The sequence below is a fragment of the Pseudoalteromonas sp. 2CM28B genome, assembly GCF_023161935.1.
In genome coordinates this window covers 30,004-51,475 of the sequence record NZ_JALNTH010000004.1, presented here as the reverse complement: position 1 = coordinate 51,475, position 21,472 = coordinate 30,004, and the positions used below count along the sequence as shown (strand labels likewise).

Below are 21,472 nucleotides of genomic sequence, written 5' to 3'. Positions count from 1 at the left end.
ATTTCACCTTACACAAAATATTCAAATAACATGAGAGAGGCAAAGCTCAGTACAAAAAAGCCAAGTAACCAGTAATTGATTGAGTCAAACTTACCCGGAATTAAGTACCAGCCGTTTTCTTTTTCTGGACGTTTTTCATTTTTAAATGCTTTTAACTGACCTTTAATGGTGTATTCGTTGTAATCCTCTTGATAGCCATCAAATGCAATACTTAACGCAATGCTAAATACAAGGCAGGTTATTGCCCCTATGGCGCAGTACCATGGCCATGCAATGTCGGTAAACAGTGCGCACACAGCAACGGTAATAAACGACACTAAGGTGCCTATTAATAAGCCTTTTTCGGTGGTGTGCTTAGAGAAAAACCCAAGGGCAAACATGCCAAGCTGAGCACCTACAAAGTACGAGCCTACTTTAGTGAGTATTTCTAAAATTGAGCCTTCGCTGTATAGGTGATACATAATGGCCGGAATAATAATGATCACCGCCCAACCTAGCGTAAATAAGCGAGTAACATTTAAATAGTGAGCGTCGTTTTTTTCAGGCGCAAAGTACTTTTTATAAAAATCGATAGTACTTATGGTTGAAAGTGAGTTAAGTGCTGAGTCGAGGCTCGACATAGACGCTGCCATTACCGCAGCGGCAATAATGCCCATTAATCCCGGTAAACCATAATCAGCTGCAAACTGTAAAATAATTAAGTTGTCGTTTTCAAAAGTGCGCCCGCCGTAGTAGCTATAAAACAGCACGCCCATAAATATAAAAAACAAGTAAATAAAGAACGCGATAAAGCCCATTAGTAAGTAGGATTTTTTAGCATCGCCAATATTTTTAGCGGCAAGGGTACGTTGTACCATCATTTGGTTAGTGCCATACACCGTAATGTGATACAGCGACATAGCCAGCACGCCAGACCACACGGTAGTTACTTGGGTAAAGTCGAGCGAGAAATTAAGTGGGTCTAATTTACCTTGGCTTTTTAGCTCGCTCAGTGTTGAGCTAAATGAACCATCCATAGAGGTGATAAGGGCATACATAATAATACCAGCCCCTATAAATAAGATGGCTGACTGAATTACATCGGTCCATATAACGGCGGTTATGCCACCTAGCATGGTATAAATAAGGGCGATTATGGTAACTAAAAATATCGCAGTTATAACATTTATATCAATAATAAAGGCCAACACTAAGGAGGTTGCATACAGCACTGCGGCTGAACCCATAGTTTGTGATATTAACCAAATAGTAGAGATAAGTAAGCGGGCCTTTTTACCAAAGCGGCGCTCTTGGTATTCGTAAATAGAGGCCACACCCGCATTGTAAAAAAACGGAAAAAACAAACACACCACCGCCACAATAACCAGTGGGTAGTTAAGGTGTATGGCAATAACCGAGAGTCCCTCTTTGTAAGACCACGCTGGCGCACCTAAAAAGGTGAGCGCACTTACATAAGTAGCAACAACCGATATACCAATAGCCCACCAAGGTGTTGTTTTTCGACCTATGTAAAAGTCGTTAGCACTACTGATCTTTTTACTAATTACAAACCCAAGTATTAGGTTGGCAATTATGTACCCGATGAGAATGCTCCAATTCAACAATCCAAAATCATTCATAATTAATCCTGTTAGATTAGGTTTTACGGGCTTGAGAGCCTATTTGTATTTTTTATTTTGAATCATCATGAATCACTTTGACTTCGAAGTCAATTCTCATTAGTATTATTTTAAAGCAATTTATAACTTACTATTCACAGGCTTTTAATTACTCTTTAAATGCAATACATTTTGTTAAAGTGTATTTAACGGCGGTTTGAAGACATTAATTTGACTGCGCAAACAATGAGGAATAATCATGGCAGATATACTTAGAGATAAACAACTAGTTCGTCAATTTCATACTGCATTAGAAAAAGCACAAGGTAATGATTTACAAGCCGTATTTAATGAGTTTATGGCCAGTGAATACAGCTTTAAAGGGGTGCATCCGTTTAATGAGCTTGAGTGTGCGAATGATGTAATTGCCCAAGTTTGGCAGCCATTATTTAGCTCGTTTAGTGCGCTGCAGCGCCGTGAGGATATTTTTATTGCAGGGCAAAGCGAAGCCGACGGTGGCCAGTGGGTGATGAGCATGGGCCATTTTATGGGCTTATTTGATAAAGACTGGCTAGGTATTGCGCCAACCCATAAGCTTGCCACTTTGCGCTATGCCGAATTTAACTGTGTTAAAGACGGAAAAATAATTCAGACCGGTTTTTTTGTCGATATTATTGGCCTTATGATGCAAGTAGGTTTAAACCCGCTGCCGCTCTCTACTGGGCAATATTTTACGTATCCTGGGCCGCGTACGCACGATGGTATTCGTTTGGGTAAAAGTAGCGATGAGCAAAGCGAAAAAACAATGGCGCTGGTAAATCAAATGATTGATAACCTAACCGCGCTTAATAAAAGTGGCGTTGATACGTGCCCGCCCGAAGTGCTTGGTAAAACCTGGGATGAAAACATGGTGTGGTATGGCCCAGCAGGCATTGGCGCAACTTACACAATTAAGCGTTATCAGCAGCAGCACATGTATCCGTTTAGAGAAGGGTTAACGGGTAAAGTATTTAACGGCCATATTTGCCGTTTTGCTGAAGATGAGTTTGCCTGCTTTTTTGGCTGGCCTAACTTAACTAACACGGCCATTGGGGGCTTTTTAGGCCTACCAGGTGCTAATACCCCAGCAGATATGCGCGTGGTGGATGTGTATCACCGCGAGGGCGATAAACTGGTAGAAAACTGGGTCATTATTGATATTCCTTATTGGTTAAAACAACAAGGTCTAGATATTTTAAAGCGCACGCAAAGTATTGCGAACCCCGGCGCATAGTCTATTTAAGTAATAAAAAAGCTCTGTTTAACAGAGCTTTTTTTGTTTATACGCCCTAGGGCGCAAAGTTTAAATAGCGCGCTTTGGTAAGCTCTTTCATGCGTGCGAATACATCTACCCCAATTTGATGGTAGACATCAAGAATATCTATCAGCACCCAGTTTTCGCGAATTAAGTTATTCTCGGCGCGCCAAAAGTCGAGACTACGCATGGTTATTTGCTGATTTGCAGGCGCAATACCTAACCAACCATCATTACTAATTGTCATGCTCATACCCGGCCACGCGGTAAAGCCAACATAGTTTTCATCGGCAAATAAATAGCCTTTACTTGCATCACCTACTCGGTTTGGGAGGGCATTTAAAAACGGAATTTGATGCCAGTTTCTAAACCCTTTTATACCTCGTGCAGTGCCTATGGTACTTGGCCCATACCAGCTACAGTGCGGGTGCCAAAATTGCTCAAGCTTCATGGCCTCTATACCGCCTTTGGCATAAAAGCCAAGGTGCTCACACATGTCGCCCACCAGTTTTAAGCTTTGTGCTGCGTGCTCTTCATTGTATGCGTTTGTGATTAATCCATCTTGCGTTGCAGGGCCTGGTACATGCCACTCTTTACCTAAGCTCACCGAAAGCGGCCATACTTTAGCTTGCATCATTACTTCGGGAATATCCCAAATAGCTTGTACTTCTACCACTTTGTTATTTTTAATACGGTAAAATTCATGAAAACGCATGCTAACTTGGTGCCCAGTAGGGGGGATATCAAGCCATGGCTTTTCAAACGAACCGGTATAATAACCGCAACAACCTACCCAGTCTGAGTCGTTAATTGAGCTACCTGCCATAACTATTGTATCGCGGCGCTCTAAGCCTACAAATGCCTCGCTAAGCGGTAAATAAACTTGCTCAATAAGTGCATTAGGGTTGGCAAGTGTTTCAAACGGGTAACACAGCTGAATGAGCGCGTCATCGCTAAACACGGTATTAATTTGTGTATGCAAGGCGTTTATATCAAAGTTATACAGAGCCTGTCTAAAGTCGTGTATTAACGCTTTATTTTTATTATGAATGTTCATTGTTTTGGGCTCCTGTTGCTGTTTCAAATTGCTCTCGCAATTGCTTAGCGCCACTTAATAAAAAGCTGTGATCTGAGCCTAATAAATAAAAGCTCACGCCTAATGATTGCCAATGGCTCAGCTCGCTCAAATTACCTACAAACATGCCACAGCATTTATTATATTTAGCCGCTGCCTTGGCTATTTTAGTGACTGCCTCAAGTACAATAGGGGCACTTGGGTTGGTTTCGCCAAGGGAAATAGTTAAATCCATACGGCCTATAAAAATGCAGTCTATTTCATCTATTTGGCACAGTTGCTCGATATTATCCAGTGCATCGGCATCTTCTATTTGCGCAATAATACAGGTTGATGACTTATTGCTTGCTAGGTTATCGGTTAAGGCATGGGTTGTGTAACCAGCAAAGCGGCTTGAACCGGCATAGCCTCGGCCGTTATTACCATAAAAGCAGTTTTTAATAATTGCTTTTGCTTGTTCGGGGGTTTTTATATGCGGCAGCACAAGGCCATCTGCGCCTATATCTAAGCTACTTAATAAAGTGGCGTGGTCTGTATTACTAACACGTATAAGCGTGGGCATATTTTTAGTACGTGCTGCCATTATGCAGCTATCTAAATCGCCTCTATCAAAGGGCGCATGCTCTGCATCAAGGCACAGAACATCAAGGTTAGTGTGAGCCAATACTTCTGTATTATGATATTGCGTGCTTTTAATAAAAGTACCTAGCAGTAGCTGTTTTGCATTTAACTTTTGCTTTAAATTCATGATAAAGACTCCAACCAGTCTAATAAAATTGCGTTTACCGTATTACTTCGTTCAAGCGGGGCAAAGTGAGCGCAATGACCAAGCAGTACAAGGTCACTATTAGGCGCTGCTTCATGCATACTTTGCTGAACACTTGCCGGGCATAATGGGTCATGCTCGCCCCCAATAATGAGTAGTTTTTTTGTACTTTGCTTTATTACGCTTAACGTATCTTCGCGGGTGGCAAGTGCACTCAGCTGGGCGTTAAAGGCGTTAATACCCAGATCGTTTGCCATGCTAAGTACGGTCTCTTCATGGGCTTTATTTGGTTGGTAAAAGTAGTGCGGCAAAAAGTCACGTTTAAGCAGCGCTTCTAAACTGCTGCTTTTGGCGTGTTCAATTTGTTTGAGCCTAATTGCAGGGCGCTCAGGTTTATCGGCTAAATAATTGCTCGACATTAAACACAAGGAGGTAACTAGCTCAGGGTTTGATTTTAACAGGGCAAGCGCAACAATTCCGCCCATGGAAAAACCTATAAATGGGCCCGGCTCTTGTGCAACTTTTTTGCAAAGTTCCACCATTTGCAAAATGCTAGATTGCTCGGTGAAGGGTATTACACACGGTGTATAACCTGCATTTTGCAGTGCGTTAATTTGCGCTGCAAACATGCGGTCATTACATAGCGTACCAGGTAAAATATAAACAGGATTTTTGGCCACAAAAATTCCTTAATTTAACGTTTTTTAATAGAGTTCCCTTCAATTAATGAACCAGTAAATACCCGAACTTCTGCAGCCGCTTGAGGGTTTTCAATGCGCTCCATTAAAATATCAACAGCGGCTTTAGTAAGCTGTTTCATTGGCTGTTGTATTGTGGTTATTTGATAGTTGTACCACGAAGAGGCATTAATACCATCAAATCCTACAACCGACATGTCGTCGGGCACTTTAATGCAAAAGTTTTCTTTTAGTTCATCAATTACGCCAATTGCCATAGCGTCATTACTGCATATTATGGCATCGGGCTTGGGGTGTTTTTTTAACCATTTTTTAAGTGCGTCGCGTGCCGATTTATACCCATAATCACCATAAATAACCGGCGTGTCTTTAACGCCTAGGGTTTGTAAATAATTTTCGGCTATTTCTCTGCGCTCGTTTGCAACATCTGAGTCGGTAGGGCCGGAGATAATTAAATACGATTTATGGTTAGCTTCGTGTAATAAATCAATTAACTGTTTAATGCCTTTGTCGTGATTACAGCAAACGGTGTTTGCATTCGACTCAGGCACATGACGGTTATAAAGCACAATAGGCGTACTGTGTTTAGCAAATAAGTTTAAGCTTTTACTATCAAAGTGAGCAGCTAGGGCAATTACACCATCAACCTGAAAGGTCCATATGTTTTCGAGTAATTCATCTAGCTCTTCTGCGTTATCAAGTGTAAAGAGCAGCACACGTTTATTGTGCAGTGCCAGCTCTCTGTTTAGCTCAGAAAGCACCTCTGGGTAATTCAGGTTTGCTTGCGATGACAATATAACCGCAACCATACCCGATTGTTTGGTGATCAACATACGGGCAATAGCATTCGGGCGATAGCCCATTTCATTGGCCGTTGCGATTACTTTCTCACGGGTTTTTTTAGACACACTAAAACCAGGTCTAAAAACACGTGATACCGCCGATTGCGATACGCCCGCTACACGGGCAACATCGTATGAGGTGACTCTTTTTTGCTTCAAGATTTACTTCCTATATCGTCTTACACGAATGTCTGCTTGTTCTTTGTGGCCTGCGAACCCTTCTGCAGCACATAATCGTGAACAATACTCACCAACAACCACCGAGGCTTGCTCTGTTACTTGCTGAAAAGTACATGTTTTTATGAATTTTCCTACCCATAGTCCGCCAGTATAGCGCGCAGCTTTACCTGTGGGTAGTGTATGATTTGTACCAATACATTTATCACCATACGAAACATTAGTTTGCGGACCTAAAAATAAAGCGCCAAAGTTTTGCATGTTCTCTTTAAAGTAATCGGTATTGCTGGTCATCACTTGCACGTGTTCAAACGCTAAGTCGTTAGCAACTTGAAGCATTTCTTCGTAGGTGTCACATACAATTACTTCACCGTGATCTTCCCATGCTACGCCTGCAATATCGGCAGTGGGTAAAATAGTAAGCTGCCTTTGCACCTCAGCTATTGTATCTTTAGCTAGTTGCTCTGAGTTGGTGAGTAAAATAGCCGGTGAAGTAGGGCCGTGCTCTGCTTGGCCGAGTAAATCTGCCGCACATAGCTCGCCATCTACACTGTCATCGGCAATAACGAGGGTTTCGGTAGGCCCTGCAAATAAATCAATACCGACACGGCCAAATAGCTGACGTTTTGCTTCGGCCACAAACGCGTTACCTGGTCCAACTATCATATCTACCGGCGCAATAGTTTGTGTACCAATTGCCATTGCAGCTACTGCTTGCACGCCGCCTAAACAATAAATTTCATCAGCACCGGCCATATCCATCGCGACTACAATTTCAGGTGATGGCTTGCCATTAAACGGCGGAGCCATGGCTATAACGCGTTTAACACCCGCTACTTTAGCGGTTAATACGCTCATGTGCGCAGAGGCTAATAGCGGGTATTTACCACCTGGCACATAACAGCCTACGCTATCCATAGCGATATGTTTATGACCAAGGGTTACGCCCGGAAGAGTTTCTACCTCTACGTCTTTCATTGAGTCACGTTGTATTTGTGCAAAATTACGCACTTGGCTTTGCGCCCACTTAATATCGTTAATTAATTGCTCATCAAGTTGTGTATAGCAGGCTTTAATTTCGTCTTCTGAAAGTTTGAAAGACTCCGGAGTCCAGTTGTCAAACTTTTCAGAGTACTCACGAATGGCTGCGTCACCTTCGGTTTCAACATGCGCTAAAATATTCTCTACAATATCTATTACTGATTGATTTTGTTTTTGTTTTGAGTCAATTGGTTGACCCTTTTTTAAATGCTTTATCATTGCTAGTGTCCTTAGTGAGTCGTTGTTATATACACATTTGATGAGACGTATTGGTTAAATAATGTCTTGCATCTAACTGCACTCTAATTAATAATGACTTCGAATGCAATATAGAATTTAGGTGAACAAATGGGATTTGATAAAACGCTTTTAGTGGGTAAAACCATTTTAGTGACAGGTGCAGGCAAAGGTATTGGTAAAGCATGCGTAGAAAAATGCGTAGATGCAGGGGCTCAAGTTATTGCAGTAGCACGTACCCTCAGTGATTTACAAACATTACAGAAATACGCGCCTGAGCAAATAGAAATTTGGCCGCTAGATATAAATAGCGATGCTTTTTTTGAGCGTTTAAAGGCGCTAAAAACACTTGATGGGCTGTTAAATAACGCTGGTATAAATCGGGTTGCGCCAATGCTTGAGCAAACAGATGAAAATATTGATGACGTAATTGCGATGAATATTCGCAGCGTTTACAAAATTAGCCAAGCGGCACTGCCAGCGCTAATAAATTCTGGCGCTGGGGCGGTGGTTAATATGTCGTCGCAAATGGGGTTTGTTGGTTCACCTAAACGTACTTTGTATTGCATGAGCAAACATGCGGTAGAGGGGTTGAGCAAAGCAATGGCGGTTGAACTTGCCGATAAAAATGTGCGTGTGAACACCGTAGCCCCCACCTTTGTAGAAACCCCAATGACCAAACCCATGCTAGAAGATGCGACGTTTAAGCAGTTTGTTTACGACATGATCCCACTGAAAAAAATTGCCCAAACCGATGATATTGCCAATGCTTGTGTGTTTTTACTAAGCGGCCTTTCAGCAATGATCACCGGAACAAGTATTAAAATTGATGGCGGTTGGACCGCACAGTAACCAATTTAGGAGAGAGTAATGAGTGTATTTGCAGATAGGTTAGTACGATACGACGATTTAATTGCGTGTAAAAATGCCTTTATTGATACACGCTCGCCGGGGAGCGATCAAAAAGAAAATTTTACAATTATTGGCCCAGGCGTTGCCGAAAACCCAAATCAACATGTGCATATTTCTATTCCTCATGGGTTTAATATTGGTGGTGCGCGCCAACCTGCAGGGTGTTTAAATTCGCAGCATAGCCATTTAACTGAAGAAATTTTTGTAGTACACAGTGGTACGTGGGCTTTTTACACTGGTGTTGACGGTAAAGATGCCAAGGTAATTTTAAATGAAGGCGATATTATTTCGATCCCGATGGATATATTTAGAGGGTTTGAAAATGTTGGCGACGGCGTAGGCTATTTATATGCGGTACTTGGAAGTGATAACCCTGGTAGAGTACTTTGGGCTCCGCAAGTATTTGACATGGCAAAAGAATACGGACTAATTTTGCTAGAAAATGGCAGCTTAGTAGATACCACGTTAAATGAAACCATTCCCGACGGCGTAAAGCCAATGGCAGTCACCAGCCAAGAGCAAATAGCGCAGCACAGAGTAATAACCGATGAAGAGCTGGCACAAACAGTGGTTAAAGCCAGCAACTTTAATTGGAATAAACGCTCGTACCTTAGCCAGTTTGGTGGCGTATATGAAGCGCCATTAGTCGGTAATTTAAACGCCAAAACATGTATTCAAACACAGCTAAACTGGCCTCATGGCTTTAATATTTCTGCGTTAAAGTTACAACCTGATGCACAGATTGCGCCTCATATTCGTTTTGAAGAAGAGGTTATATTTGTTCATCAAGGAAGCGTAACAATCGACTTAGGTGATGAAGTATTAACGCTTAACCAAGGTGATACTTTTTCAGTGCCTATTGAGCAAGTAAGAGCCTATAACAATAATAGCCAAACCGACTGTGTGCTTTATATAACGCGCCGCCACGACGCGCCAAAAGACCCACAATTTATTTAAACTTTAATGCTATATAAAATTTAAGGCACTTAGCTTGTTTTAGCTAAGTGCTTTTTTCGTGGTAAAAAACCAGTAACCAACATAGTACCCACAATAACAAATAATGCGCCGAGTAACGTATTTGGCCCTATTTGCTCATCTAAAATTAAATGCCCCCAAAAAATGCCAAATAGCGGAATTAAAAACGTGACCGTTAAAGCTGAGGTTGGGCCTATATCGTCAATAAGTTTAAAAAATAAAATATAAGCAAGTGCGGTACACACCACGCCAAGTGCTAATACGCCAAGCATAACGTTGGTACTAGGTACTTCGCGTATTGGCATAAAAAGTATAAGGGGCAGTACTATAAAACTGGCTGCCCACATAGAGCCGTGTGCGTTATCGAACGGGGCAAGCTTTGGGGCATTTTTTGTATAATGGGATGCAATGGCATAACACAGGGAGGCGCTTAGCGCTGCTGCAATAGCAATAAGTGACTGACTATTTAATACAAAATGATTTTGCCCAACTAAAATTGCCACGCCTATTAAACCCAACAGCAAACCTAACACCATGCTTTTAGTCGGTTTGGTTTTGCTCCAAATAATGCCCACCACCGCGCCCCATATGGGCGTTGTAGAATTTAAAATAGATAAGGTAGAGGCGCTAATCGTTTGCGCGGCATAAGCAAACAGTAAAAAGGGTAGGGCGGAGTTAAGTGCGCCAATTATAAAAAAGTGCTTTGTTTGCGCAGTAAACGCCAAGCGGCGTTTTAAGTACAGCGCCACAATAAAGAGGGTGAGTGCGGCAAAGCCAACTCTAAACTCTATTAACACCGCTGGGCCTAAGCTGTTTGCTGCCATTCGCATAAATAAAAATGACGCGCCCCAAATTGCAGCCAGAAAAAATAACCGAAGTAAACTTGCTAAGCTCATGATAGTATTTTAATTATACAAATTAATTTACAGAGTAACAGGCTTTGCATTAACTGTAAGCCAGATTCGGTACTCGCATATAAAAATAATAAAAAAAGGAATAGTCATGAGGCGATATTTACTGATCACAGCAATTATGGGAGTGGGTTTATTAAGTGGTTGTGGGTCTACGCCTATTAATTTATACGATGACATAACCATGAAAAAACATGAGTACAATGGCATAAAAGCGTATAAAAAAGGAGATTATAAACAAGCCTTTATGTACCTAAAAGACCCTGCAGCACTTGGGTATAAAAGCGCGCAATACACATTGTCGTTTATGTTTTTAAAAGGGCAGTACTTAACACAATCCACTAACATGGGTATGGGGTGGCTAGGCGTTGCAAAAGAGGCTGGAGTTGAAAGTTGGCAGGCGCAATACAATACCTTTTATAACGCAGCCACTTCGGCGCAACAGCTTAAAATAGACGAAACCGTTGCGTTGTACATAAGCCAATATGGCAGTAAAGCACAAAAAATGACGTGCCGTCGCTCAACAACCCCAAGACGCACGTTTGGCGAGATTAAAATTGATTGTAACAAACACGAGGGCACTGTGACTAAATACGAAGTGCAAACAAAAGAGTAATGCTAAGCGGTGGCTTGTTTTTGTTCAAAGTCACTTTTTACAATTTCGAGCGCTTTTAATACATCCTCTGGAGCAACCTCGTGCTGCTCCAAAAGCATAATTAAATCTACTGCCAGTTTTACATGTGTAGGGGCGTTATCAAGTGGGCTGGTCATCTAAATCTTTCTTTTTTGAAATTTGGCTAATAGCAACGTCTATAGCGGTTTGTACGCGCTCTTCCATGTGAATACGTTCACTTTGTGGTAAATAAAAGGCCATATCTACATCGTATCTAATATAACGTGGCGGCAATTGATTAAGTACCGTGCAACAAAAATCGGCCATTACATCTTCACTGTAAACTTTATCTAGTTTACGTTTAATGATTTCTTCAACCACAATTTTTTCGTAAAAGTTATGTATGTCGTCGTGCAGTCGCATCGTGCTAGCGCCTTTTATAGAGTCCGTTTATTTGAGTGTATACTAAGCACTAAAATAAATCGATAGCAGCTTTAAATAGTTGTTTATGAACATTAATTAACGCATTTAAATTACGCTGATAACCGCCACCTAAAGCGCACATAAGTGGGATGTTATGGGCTTTGCAGTAGTTAACAATAAAATAATCGCGCGCATAAACCCCTTCAAGCGATACGTTAAATAACCCTAGCTCGTCTTTTTCGTAAATATCAGCCCCTGCGTTATATAAAATAATGTCGGGGTTATGAATACGCACGCAAAATTCGAGGGCTTGTTTTAACGTTATTAAGTACTCGGTATCTGATGTGTTGGCAGGTAGGGCGAAGTCGTAATCGGAGTGTTGCTTTAAGCGCGGAAAATTTTGCTCGCAATGGATAGAGCAAGTAATTATAGCGTTATTATGTTGCGTAATTTGTGCCGTGCCATCGCCTTGGTGTACATCACAATCAAATATTAATACGGTATCGGCTTGGTCTGTATTGATTAAATGCGCCCCAGCCACAGCCAAATCGTTAAAAATACAAAAGCCACTGCCGTAATCGCTATATGCATGATGATAGCCACCACTTAAATTAGCGCAAAAACCATATTTTAGTGCGTATTCGCTGCCTTGAATACTGGCCCCAACTGAAAGTAGCGTACGCTCTACTAATTCGCGTGAATACGGGAAACCCATTTTTTTAATTGCTTTATTACTGAGCGTGGCGTTTAAAAAATCATTTATGTAATCTTGGCTATGGCACAGTGCAAGCTGCTCGGGCGTTGCTTTGGTTGGTGTATTAAACTGTGTAGTCCCAAAGCCTAAGCGTTCTATTTCTGCTTTTAGCATTTGGTATTTTTGAATAGGAAAACGGTGGCGCTCAGGAAGCGTTAAAACACTGTAAAGCGGGTGGTAAAAAAGCTGCATTAGCGTAATTGTTGTTTTTCGACTTGTTGAATTTTATCTTCGGTGGCCGAAATAGCTTTACGGCAGCGGCCTAAACGCGCATGCGTGGTTAAAATTTCCATATTAAGTTTTTGTGCTTGCGCTGGGCTGGCTTTTTCCATTTGTAGTTTACGCTCTTCAATCATTAACACTAAGCGTCGTTCAAACTCATGGTTTTGTTTAAGCTCGTCGTATAGCTCGTGCGACGATTGCATTATTTTTTTTACGGCTTGCTTATAAACTGTATTTTTTGGCCTAGGTTTGTACTGGCTTTTGTTTTCTTTTGCCCAGATGGGGGTCGATTTAATAACACTAAATACAGCTTGTACTTGATTACCTATGCGCTCGAGTGCATAAGCATAAGCATGGCGATGATCACTGGGTGGTAAGCTGGTAATTTCGTCTTCAATTTCTGTTACGTAGTCAGTTAGGTTCATGCTTTTAGTACTAAATACGCCGCGGTCAAATAAACTAGGCTGCGCCTGCATATAGCGGTTTTTAGAAAACAATTTAGCTTTATCAAATTGCTCAGCTTGTTGTTTAAGCGTAGCAACTTGTTGGCGTAATTTATCTAACGCGTGGGTTTGCATTTACAAATAAGCCTCGTAAATCAGTTTTAATGCTAGCAGTATAACCATAGTGTTAAAAACAGGGCGAATAAACTTACCGCCAAAGCGAATGGCTGAGTGAGCACCAATCCAAGCACCTAACATAATAAAAAAGCCCATGATAAGGCCTAATAAAAAGTTTACATGACCAAGTGCCACAAAGGTAATAAGCGATATAAAGTTAGATACAAAGTTCATTGAACGGGCTAAACCACAGTTAAGCAGTAAGCTCATTTTATAAAATAAACTATTAGATGCGGTCCAAAAAGTACCGGCGCCTGGGCCTGCTACGCCATCAAAAAAACCTAACGCTAAGCCCTGTAACCACTGCTTTAGTTTAAGTATTGGTGTTACTTTTGGTAAATCATCGCCCTGTGTGGTGCTTAAACTACCAAACAAGCTATAACAGGCCACCATAATAATAATGATAGGCAAAAGCTTATTTAAAAATTCAATACTTAAGTGATCGACTATTAACGTACCAATCACAGCGCCTATGGCTGTAGCAAAAATGGAATTTGCCCAAAATTTAGGACTAAATAGATTTTTTTTATAATACGTGTAGCTGGCCGTTAATGAGCCAAAGCTTGCCGCAAGCTTGTTGGTGCCAAGCGTTACATGCGGTGGCAAGCCAGCGGTGAGTAGTGCAGGGACTGTTAATAAGCCACCGCCGCCGGCAATTGCATCAATAAAGCCAGCAGCAAGGGCCGCGGCACATAAAACTGCCAGTGTTGTGGGATCTAAAGCAAGTTCAAACATTAATAATCTATTTGTCTTTTAAAAGGTGGTAAGGTGTCGAGCATGGCTTTGCCGTAGCGCTTGGTAACTAAGCGTCTATCGAGAATGGTTATACGGCCTTCATCGCTCTCTTTTCGCAGCAGTCTACCACAGCTTTGTACCAATTTCTTTGCTGCATCGGGCACCGTTATAGACAAAAATGGATTACCGCCTTTACTTTGTACAAATTCGGCTTGGGCTTCTTCTATTGGTGATGTAGGTACTGCAAACGGTATTTTTGTAATTATTAAGTTTTCTAAATATTTACCTGGTAAATCAAGCCCTTCTGAGAGGCTTTGCGTACCAAATAAAATACTACCTTTACCGCTATCAATATTTTGGGTGTGTTTTTTTAATAATGCCTCGCGCGACATTTCGCCTTGCACTAATAAGTTAAAACCTTTTGTTCTAAGAAACTTAGCCACATGGTCCATTTGCCAGTACGAGGCAAACAATACCAAATTAGCTTTTTTTGTATTTAAGTACTCAGGCAAAGTTTGCGCTATATGGTCACTAAATGCTTTGTCGGTTGGCTCAATTTTACTTACCGGGATACGCAAGGTTGCTTGTTTAGGGTAATCAAACGGAGAGGGCACTTTAATAAATTTAACGCCTTCTTCTTTTGCTAATCCGCTTTCATAGGCAAAGTGGTCAAACGAACCGAGAGCACTTAAAGTCGCCGAGCATAGTACCGCCCCTGCGCATTCATTCCATAGCTTGTCTTTTAAGTAGTAGCCAACTTCGATAGGGCAATCACTTAATAGGTGATCGTGATGGTTTTTATATTCTAAACGTTTGATCCACCTTGCGTGAGGTGTGCCTTCGCCTTTATTTGCATAGCTATACCACAGCTTATTCAATTGCTCTAAGCGGTTTATATAGTGCCCGCTTTCGGCTAAGACAGGGTCTGCAACGTAGGGTTTTATATCGCCATCGCTTACATCTTGAGTGAGGGTATCGTGCATTTTATTTAAACAACGCAGTGCATCTAGTGTGGCGTCACTTATATCTTTAGCTTTGTTGTGCAATGATTTTGGTATTTCGCCATGCTCAAAACGATATGTATCGTCTTTTGAGTATTCAAAGTCGGCGTTATCGAGAATATCACGCACCACTTTTAAGTCTTTATTAGCATCGTTAATGCTATCGCACAATTTGAAATTTTGACCAATGGCCTTTTGACCCACTAATACCTTAGACATTTTGCCACTAAATTTAGTGAGCTTATCGAGCCAATCAATGGTGCCTTTAATAGTGGCCGCTGCCGATGAAAAGTCGCGGGTAATATGCGCTAGGTGGTGCGCTTCATCTATGACATAAATGGTGTTATCGGGTTCGGGTAAAATTTTACCGCCCCCTAAATCCAAATCTGCCAGTAGCAGTGAATGGTTAATAACAAGCACATCCATTTGCATAAGCTGATTACGCGCAAGCTGAAACGGGCAGGTTTGATGGGCTTTCATTTGGCGCTGGCAAGCGTGTTTATCGCATGCGATTAAGTTCCACACTCTATCGGGTATGGTGTCGGCCCAGCTATCCCTGTCGCCTTGCCATTTTTTATTTACATAGGCATCGTAAAGGCCTTTTAAGCATTTAGTTTCCATATCACTTAGCGGCGAGGTAAGTGTGGGCATAAACTCCATTTGGGTTTGGCTATCGCCATTAACAGCGTTATGTAATTTATGGGCACATATATAGCGTTGCCTACCTTTTACTAGGTCAAACTTAAAATCGAGCCCTGAGTGTTTTTTAAAAAAAGGCAGCTCTTTTGCTATTAATTGCTCTTGCAGGGCCACGGTAGCAGTAGAAATAACCAGCTTCTTTTTTTGAGCAAGGGCAAGCGGTAACGCGCCTAAACAATAAGCAAGCGATTTACCAGTTCCTGTGCCAGCCTCAATAACACATATTCGCTGCTTTTTATGGTATTCGCCAGCCAGTGTTTTTGCTATTTCGGCAACAAGGTAGTTTTGGCTACTGCGTGGGCGGTAATCAGTAAGGTTACTAGCCACATGCTGGTGTACTTGCCTAATTGTTTTTTTTAGTTGGTCAGAAAGCATGGGGAGATAAACCTAAAATATGTATATAATTACAGTGTATGGATTTTAGAGTTATAACCGTGTAACTACAAGCAAGGATGAAATTAATTTAGTAAATTAATGCGGCGATTTTTTAAGTTTATAAATTACTCCCTATTATGGCCTGTTTATATTTTGAGGTTGAACAATTTTCAATCCTTAACGTTCATGGCCTTAAAGTAGAAAAACAAAATATAAGTAAGGTTTATTGATAGTGTATTTAACATCTGGTTTTGTACTTTCTGCACAAGCGCACGATAGCGCTCAGGGTTTACAATATGAAATTTGGTTTGCTACCGATAATGGACCAATAAAGACAATTTCTGAGAATGAAACCGCACTATTTTTTATAAAAAACTCAGATACAAAAGCAGCTCAAGCCATTTTATCTGCCGAATCACTAAACTTTTTAATTAAACCTCTTTCACTTAAAAATTTTCAGCAGCAAGATATGTGTGGCTGTTACTTTTACTCACTCAAACACTTTTATAGCGCGAGCAAAGCGTTAAAAAGTCGCGGTATTACACTTTATGAAGATGATATAAGGCCCATTGAGCGTTATTTAATGGAGCGCTTTATTAAAGGCGGGGCGTGGATCACGGGTAAACGAGTGGATCATGCACATTACACTGAAATTTTAGATGCTAAATTAAAAACCAACGCTGACTATACGCCTGTGCTTTCTAAGTTGTCACTTGATATAGAGTGCAATGAAAGTGGGGTGTTGTTTTCTATTGGCTTGGTAGGCTGTGGTTTAGATTGCGTAATCATGATTGGAGAGCCTGAGCATCACGACCCAGTGATTGGTTATACTATTATATGGTGCGCAGACGAGGTTGCACTATTACAGCAACTTGTAACACATATTAAGCAGTGCGACCCAGATATTATTATTGGGTGGAATGTTATTGAGTTTGATTTTGCAGTTATTTATGAGCGCTCTGTGGCACTTGGGGTAAAACTATTACTAGGAAGAGGAAACCTTCCTTTATATGTTCGAAAAGGCCATTTTACACGGGTTTCTATTCCCGGGCGCTGTGTAATTGATGGCATTGATACTCTAAAAAATGCCACTTATAGTTTTGAAACTTTTTCACTTGCTAATGTAGCTAAAGAAATTTTAGGCGAGTCTAAATTAATTGAAGCTAGCAACAGCTTACAAGAAATTATTCGTCAATTTAATGAAGATAAACTCGCGCTCGCTAACTACAATCGCCAAGACTGCATACTCGTGAATAAAATATTCGATAAGCTAAAACTTCTCGATTTTGCTGTTATTCGCACACAATTAACAGGCCTTGAGCTGGAAAAACGCGGCGGCTCAGTGGCGGCTTTTGTAAACATGTATTTGCCTTTATTACATCGCAGCGGTTATGTAGCACCTAATATGGGCGACCATGGGCTGACGTTCGAAAGCCCAGGTGGTTATGTTATGGAGTCGGTACCGGGGCTGTATAAAAATGTCATAGTGCTTGATTTTAAAAGCCTGTATCCCAGTATTATGCAAACCTTTTATATAGACCCGCTTGGACTAATAGAAGGGATTGAAAACCCTGAAAACAGTATTGAAGGTTTTAATAACGCATTATTTTCAAGAGAGCAGCACCATTTACCAGCGCTTATAAAAAGCCTAGCGCTACAGCGCCAGCGGGCAAAAGATAATCACGATTTAATGCTATCCCAAGCGATTAAAATAATAATGAACAGTTTATATGGTGTATTAGGCTCACAAGGCTGTCGTTTTTATGACCCTCGACTCTCAAGCTCTATTACTTTGCGTGGTCATGAGATAATGCTGCAAACTAAAAAGTGGATTGAAGAGCAAGGTTATAGTGTTATTTACGGAGATACAGATTCGACCTTTGTAAAACTAACGGATGATTTAAGTGTTGAGGCCTGTAATAAAATAGGTAAACAGTTAGCTAAACACATAAACACATTGTGGCAGCAAAACATACACGCTAAACATAATTTAACTAGCCATTTAGAAATAGAGTTTGAATCGCTTTACAGCCCATTCTTTTTACCCACCATAAGAGGTAAAAGCGTGGGGTCTAAAAAACGCTATGTGGGGCAGTTAATAAAGCCGGATGAATCAAAATTGGTTTTTAAAGGCTTAGAAACCGTAAGAAGTGACTGGACTAGACTGGCTCAACAGTTTCAATTTGATTTATTTACCCTCCTTTTTGATCAACCAGAGCAAATAAATGACCTTGTACACGATTACATTAGTAAACTTTTACGTGGCGAATTTGATCATTTGCTGGTTTTTAAAAAACGTTTAGGTCAAAACTTAACCGACTATCAAAAAAATATCCCTCCACATGTGCAAGCAGTAAAAAAGTTTCAGAAACAAAATAGTGAATTTACGCTAAAAAGAGGTGAATTTGTTACATTTGTTTACACAACCCACGGTGTTGAGCTGTATCAAGGGCTGCATAGCTACGACTACCCATTGTATATAGACAAACAAATTGTACCTTTATTAGAAATGGTTACGCAATTTGTTAACGTTAACGTAAACAGTTTCGAGCTAAAACAGTTCGAACTATTCTAACTTGTACCTATTAATGCAATTTTTGATTACATAATCTACGCTTTAGCTTTATTTTTGTACAGTTATTCCTCATCTAAGCTAAAAAACAATAAAAAACCCTTTTTTAATTAATATTTGGTTAACAGTAGTTGGCTTTTAGATATTTTTTGTTTAGTATTTGGTTTAGTCGCTGTTAACAAACTGTGACAACAAAAAATAATTAAATAATAGTCGCTTCTAACAAGTGGTGACCCAGGGAGAATCAAATGTTAAATAATAAAGTTTCAAAGGCAGTTCGCTTAGCGATTGCATTTGGTGCAGTATCAACAGCTGCATTTTCGTCAAGTTCATTTGCTGCAGAAGAAGAGTCTGCAGAGAAAGTAGAACGCATCCAAGTAACTGGTTCACGTATCAAACGTACAGATTTAGAGGGTGCTTCTCCGGTAGTATCTATTACTTCTGCTGATATCAAGCTAGAAGGTGACTACACAGTTGCAGATGCACTACGTTCTAGTTCATTAAACTCATTCGGTTCGTTCTCAGAGCGTTCTGGTAGCTCAGCACAATCTCAAGCAACTATCAATTTACGTGGTGCTGGCTCACGTCGTACTTTAGTACTTTTAAATGGCCGCCGTTTCCCAGGTTCACCAACACTAGGTGGTGCTTCTGCTAACCTTAATGCTATTCCAATGGCTGCTGTTGAACGTATCGATATCATGACTGAAGGTGCATCTTCTATTTATGGTTCTGATGCAATGGCAGGTGTTGTTAACGTAATTATGAAAGAGAACTTTGAAGGTTTAACTTTCAACATTGGCGCGGGTCACCGTGACCAAGATGAAGGCACTACTTCAACTGAATTTTCTGTAGTTGGTGGTGTTTCAAACGATAAAGGTAACATTACATTCTCTTTCGATCACCAATCTCGTAAAGGTATTTCAGATGCTGACCGTGACTACACTAAAGCTCAGCTTGGTGATTTAGACGGTGATGGCGACATTGAAGCTTACACTGCAGATACTGTAGGTTGGTCATACTTTGGCGCTACTGTACTTTCACCTGATTTTTCTACAGCGTCAGCTTCACTTTTATGTGATGATTTAATCTCTGAATACGGTGAAGATACTTTCCGCCGCGTTGATGCAAACGAAGATTGGGGCCCAGGTTCTGAGTACTGTATGTATGCATTCGCTAATGTATCTTACAACACAGCATCAATTGACCGTAACACATTATATGTTAGTGCTAACTACGAGCTAACAGACGACATAGAGTTCTTTGCTCAAACAATGTTTGTACAAAACTCTTCATTTGGTCGTTACGCTCCACCGGCTGCAGCATGGGAAAACATGGCAGCTGATAACCCGCATAACCCATACGGTGAAGACGGTGCATATGGTTTATTCCGTTGGGTAGGTATTGGTACACGTGATGGTAACGTAGATGATTACAACCAAGATTTAACAGCTGGTTTACGTGGTGACTTAGATTGGAACAACGCTTCTTGGGAAGTTTACTACCACCACAATAAAGCAGATAACAAATCTGTAGGTGAGTACTACCTTTCTTACAGTGGTTTAGCATACAACGAAGCTAACGATATCGATTTAGGCTCTGATGAAGGCATTGCCAACATGAAGTCGACTACGTTACAAAACTCAGGCTCTACTTTTGACCAATACTTTGCTGGTTTAGGTTTTGACTTATTTGAACTACCAGGTGGTGCTGTTGCTCACTATGTAGGTGTTGAATATTTTGAACAAACTTACGAAGATATTTACGATGGTCAATCTGAAGCTGGCTTAATCGGTGGCTCTGCTGGTAACTCTTCAATGGGTGACCGTGATGTGACAGCTGTTTTCTTCGAATCAGTACTACCAGTTTCTGATACAGTAGAAGTGAACTTAAAAGCTCGTTACGATGATTACTCTGACTTTGGTGACAACGTTGCTCCAGCAGTATCTGCTCGCTGGCAGGTTGCTGATAACGTAGTGATTCGTGGTTCTTACTCTGAGTCGTTCCGTGCACCAGGCCTTGATTTACTTAATGCAGCACGTACATTCTCTGCTGAATCTGCAATCGATTATAATAACGGTTCTACTACATCACGTCAGTACAACACATACTATACTCAGAACTCAGAGCTTGAGGCAGAGACTTCAGATTACATCAACTTAGGTGTGGCATGGGATGTAAACGATAACTTAAGCTTTAAGTTAGATTACTTCCAACTTTCTATTGATAATGTTATTCAGTCTAAATCTCTACAAGGCTTATTATCTGATGAGGCTGCTGGCCTAATCACTGCAGTAGGTGTTGATACAGATACGTCTGATGAAACTTTCTACCTTAAGCGCTCTGCTTCAGGTACGCTAATCGAAGCAGGTACTTCTTACTTTAACGGTGCTGGTTTTGAAATTGAAGGTTTTGATTTCACTATTAATGCAAACGTAGAGACTGATTTTGGTGACTTCCGCTTTAACAATGTTAATAGTGTAACACTTTCATACGATTCTGAAGTAGGTGGTGTTGTACAAGACACTGCTGGTTGGTCTGGCCAACCTGATCTTAAGTCAGTAGCAACAATTTCTTGGTCACTTGATGATCATACAGTATCTTGGAACTCTACTTACACAGCAAGCACGTCTGAAACTGAAGTTGATGAAGATGGCGATGGTTTCTACGAGCAATCAGGTGATTTAGACAGCTGGTTAATCCATAACTTAACTTACAGCTACAATGCAGGTCCTTACGGCGCTGTAACATTTACTGTAAGTAACTTAACTGACGAAGACCCAGTTCTTTCTTCAGCTGGTACATGGGATAACCAAGACCTTTACAACAACTTTGGTCGTGATTACCGTGTAAACTACTCAATTAGCTTCTAATATTAATTAGAAACAGGTTGATATATAGGGCTGAATTTATTCAGCCCTTTTTTTATGGGGAT

19 protein-coding genes are annotated in these 21,472 nt (G+C 40.8%); 6 read left to right on the top strand and 13 right to left on the bottom strand.

Annotation, left to right across the window (positions count from 1 at the left end; translation table 11 throughout):
• Positions 1 to 8: 8 nt before the first annotated feature.
• Positions 9 to 1,619 carry a sodium/solute symporter gene (locus MTN96_RS06975; protein WP_096739882.1) on the bottom strand — a complete coding sequence of 537 codons (1,611 nt, stop codon included), beginning with the start codon at positions 1,617 to 1,619 and terminating at the stop codon, positions 9 to 11.
• Positions 1,620 to 1,857: 238 nt separating this feature from the next.
• On the opposite strand from MTN96_RS06975, the gene MTN96_RS06970 reads away from it, so the two are divergent.
• Positions 1,858 to 2,871 carry an ester cyclase gene (locus MTN96_RS06970; RefSeq protein WP_096739881.1) on the top strand — a complete coding sequence of 338 codons (1,014 nt, stop codon included), beginning with the start codon at positions 1,858 to 1,860 and terminating at the stop codon, positions 2,869 to 2,871.
• A gap of 55 nt (positions 2,872 to 2,926) precedes the next feature.
• On the opposite strand, the gene MTN96_RS06965 is transcribed toward MTN96_RS06970, so the two are convergent.
• From MTN96_RS06965 to hisD, 5 genes are read right to left on the bottom strand one after another with little or no spacing between them, the layout of a single operon-like run.
• Positions 2,927 to 3,949 (bottom strand): ester cyclase, encoded by a 1,023-nt coding sequence (locus MTN96_RS06965; protein ID WP_138684582.1) that lies wholly within the window; start codon positions 3,947 to 3,949, stop codon positions 2,927 to 2,929.
• On the bottom strand, positions 3,936 to 4,715 hold the full coding sequence (locus MTN96_RS06960) for an HpcH/HpaI aldolase/citrate lyase family protein (protein ID WP_248531082.1): 780 nt from the start codon (positions 4,713 to 4,715) through the stop codon (positions 3,936 to 3,938). Before MTN96_RS06960 ends, MTN96_RS06965 begins: the two co-directional genes overlap by 14 nt.
• Complete coding sequence (locus MTN96_RS06955) at positions 4,712 to 5,413, bottom strand: alpha/beta fold hydrolase (RefSeq protein WP_096739878.1); 702 nt, start codon at positions 5,411 to 5,413, stop codon at positions 4,712 to 4,714. Before MTN96_RS06955 ends, MTN96_RS06960 begins: the two co-directional genes overlap by 4 nt.
• A 14-nt stretch (positions 5,414 to 5,427) precedes the next feature.
• A complete protein-coding gene (locus tag MTN96_RS06950; protein ID WP_024033720.1) occupies positions 5,428 to 6,435 on the bottom strand; it encodes a LacI family DNA-binding transcriptional regulator in 1,008 nt (335 codons plus the stop codon).
• Positions 6,436 to 7,710 carry a histidinol dehydrogenase gene (gene hisD / locus MTN96_RS06945; RefSeq protein WP_248531081.1) on the bottom strand — a complete coding sequence of 425 codons (1,275 nt, stop codon included), beginning with the start codon at positions 7,708 to 7,710 and terminating at the stop codon, positions 6,436 to 6,438.
• Positions 7,711 to 7,839: 129 nt separating this feature from the next.
• Here hisD and MTN96_RS06940 point away from each other — a divergent pair, with 129 nt between their 5' ends.
• Positions 7,840 to 8,580, top strand: a complete 741-nt coding sequence (locus MTN96_RS06940; protein ID WP_024033718.1) for an SDR family NAD(P)-dependent oxidoreductase — start codon at positions 7,840 to 7,842, stop codon at positions 8,578 to 8,580.
• Positions 8,581 to 8,598: 18 nt separating this feature from the next.
• Positions 8,599 to 9,597, top strand: coding sequence for a cupin domain-containing protein (locus MTN96_RS06935; RefSeq protein WP_096041984.1), 999 nt, complete (start codon positions 8,599 to 8,601; stop codon positions 9,595 to 9,597).
• A gap of 29 nt (positions 9,598 to 9,626) precedes the next feature.
• Here MTN96_RS06935 and MTN96_RS06930 read toward each other — a convergent pair whose 3' ends face one another.
• Positions 9,627 to 10,511: a DMT family transporter gene (locus tag MTN96_RS06930; RefSeq protein WP_096041983.1), complete on the bottom strand. Its 885-nt coding sequence runs from the start codon at positions 10,509 to 10,511 to the stop codon at positions 9,627 to 9,629.
• A 106-nt stretch (positions 10,512 to 10,617) separates the two neighbouring features.
• On the opposite strand from MTN96_RS06930, the gene MTN96_RS06925 reads away from it, so the two are divergent.
• Complete coding sequence (locus tag MTN96_RS06925) at positions 10,618 to 11,142, top strand: hypothetical protein (RefSeq protein ID WP_096041982.1); 525 nt, start codon at positions 10,618 to 10,620, stop codon at positions 11,140 to 11,142.
• A gap of 2 nt (positions 11,143 to 11,144) precedes the next feature.
• Here MTN96_RS06925 and rsmS read toward each other — a convergent pair whose 3' ends face one another.
• The 6 genes from rsmS to dinG are packed head-to-tail and all read right to left on the bottom strand — an operon-like array spanning position 11,145 to position 15,968.
• A complete protein-coding gene (gene rsmS / locus MTN96_RS06920) occupies positions 11,145 to 11,297 on the bottom strand; it encodes a pleiotropic regulatory protein RsmS (RefSeq protein WP_024033713.1) in 153 nt (50 codons plus the stop codon).
• Positions 11,281 to 11,562, bottom strand: coding sequence for a late competence development ComFB family protein (locus MTN96_RS06915; protein ID WP_004585951.1), 282 nt, complete (start codon positions 11,560 to 11,562; stop codon positions 11,281 to 11,283). Before MTN96_RS06915 ends, rsmS begins: the two co-directional genes overlap by 17 nt.
• A gap of 49 nt (positions 11,563 to 11,611) precedes the next feature.
• Entirely contained in the window at positions 11,612 to 12,508 is an 897-nt protein-coding gene (locus MTN96_RS06910; protein ID WP_096041981.1) for a histone deacetylase, read from the bottom strand.
• Positions 12,508 to 13,116: a primosomal replication protein gene (locus MTN96_RS06905; protein ID WP_004585953.1), complete on the bottom strand. Its 609-nt coding sequence runs from the start codon at positions 13,114 to 13,116 to the stop codon at positions 12,508 to 12,510. The genes MTN96_RS06910 and MTN96_RS06905 overlap by 1 nt, the downstream gene beginning before the upstream one ends.
• The gene (locus tag MTN96_RS06900) at positions 13,117 to 13,893 is read right to left on the bottom strand and encodes a TSUP family transporter (protein WP_024033710.1); all 777 of its coding nucleotides are present in this window, start codon (positions 13,891 to 13,893) and stop codon (positions 13,117 to 13,119) included. It abuts the gene before it with no gap.
• The gene (dinG, locus tag MTN96_RS06895) at positions 13,893 to 15,968 is read right to left on the bottom strand and encodes an ATP-dependent DNA helicase DinG (protein ID WP_248531080.1); all 2,076 of its coding nucleotides are present in this window, start codon (positions 15,966 to 15,968) and stop codon (positions 13,893 to 13,895) included. Before dinG ends, MTN96_RS06900 begins: the two co-directional genes overlap by 1 nt.
• A 232-nt stretch (positions 15,969 to 16,200) precedes the next feature.
• Here dinG and MTN96_RS06890 point away from each other — a divergent pair, with 232 nt between their 5' ends.
• Entirely contained in the window at positions 16,201 to 18,543 is a 2,343-nt protein-coding gene (locus MTN96_RS06890; protein ID WP_248531079.1) for a DNA polymerase II, read from the top strand.
• 245 nt (positions 18,544 to 18,788) lie between these two features.
• A complete protein-coding gene (locus MTN96_RS06885) occupies positions 18,789 to 21,410 on the top strand; it encodes a TonB-dependent receptor domain-containing protein (RefSeq protein WP_064386740.1) in 2,622 nt (873 codons plus the stop codon).
• The last annotated feature ends 62 nt before the right edge of the window (positions 21,411 to 21,472 follow it).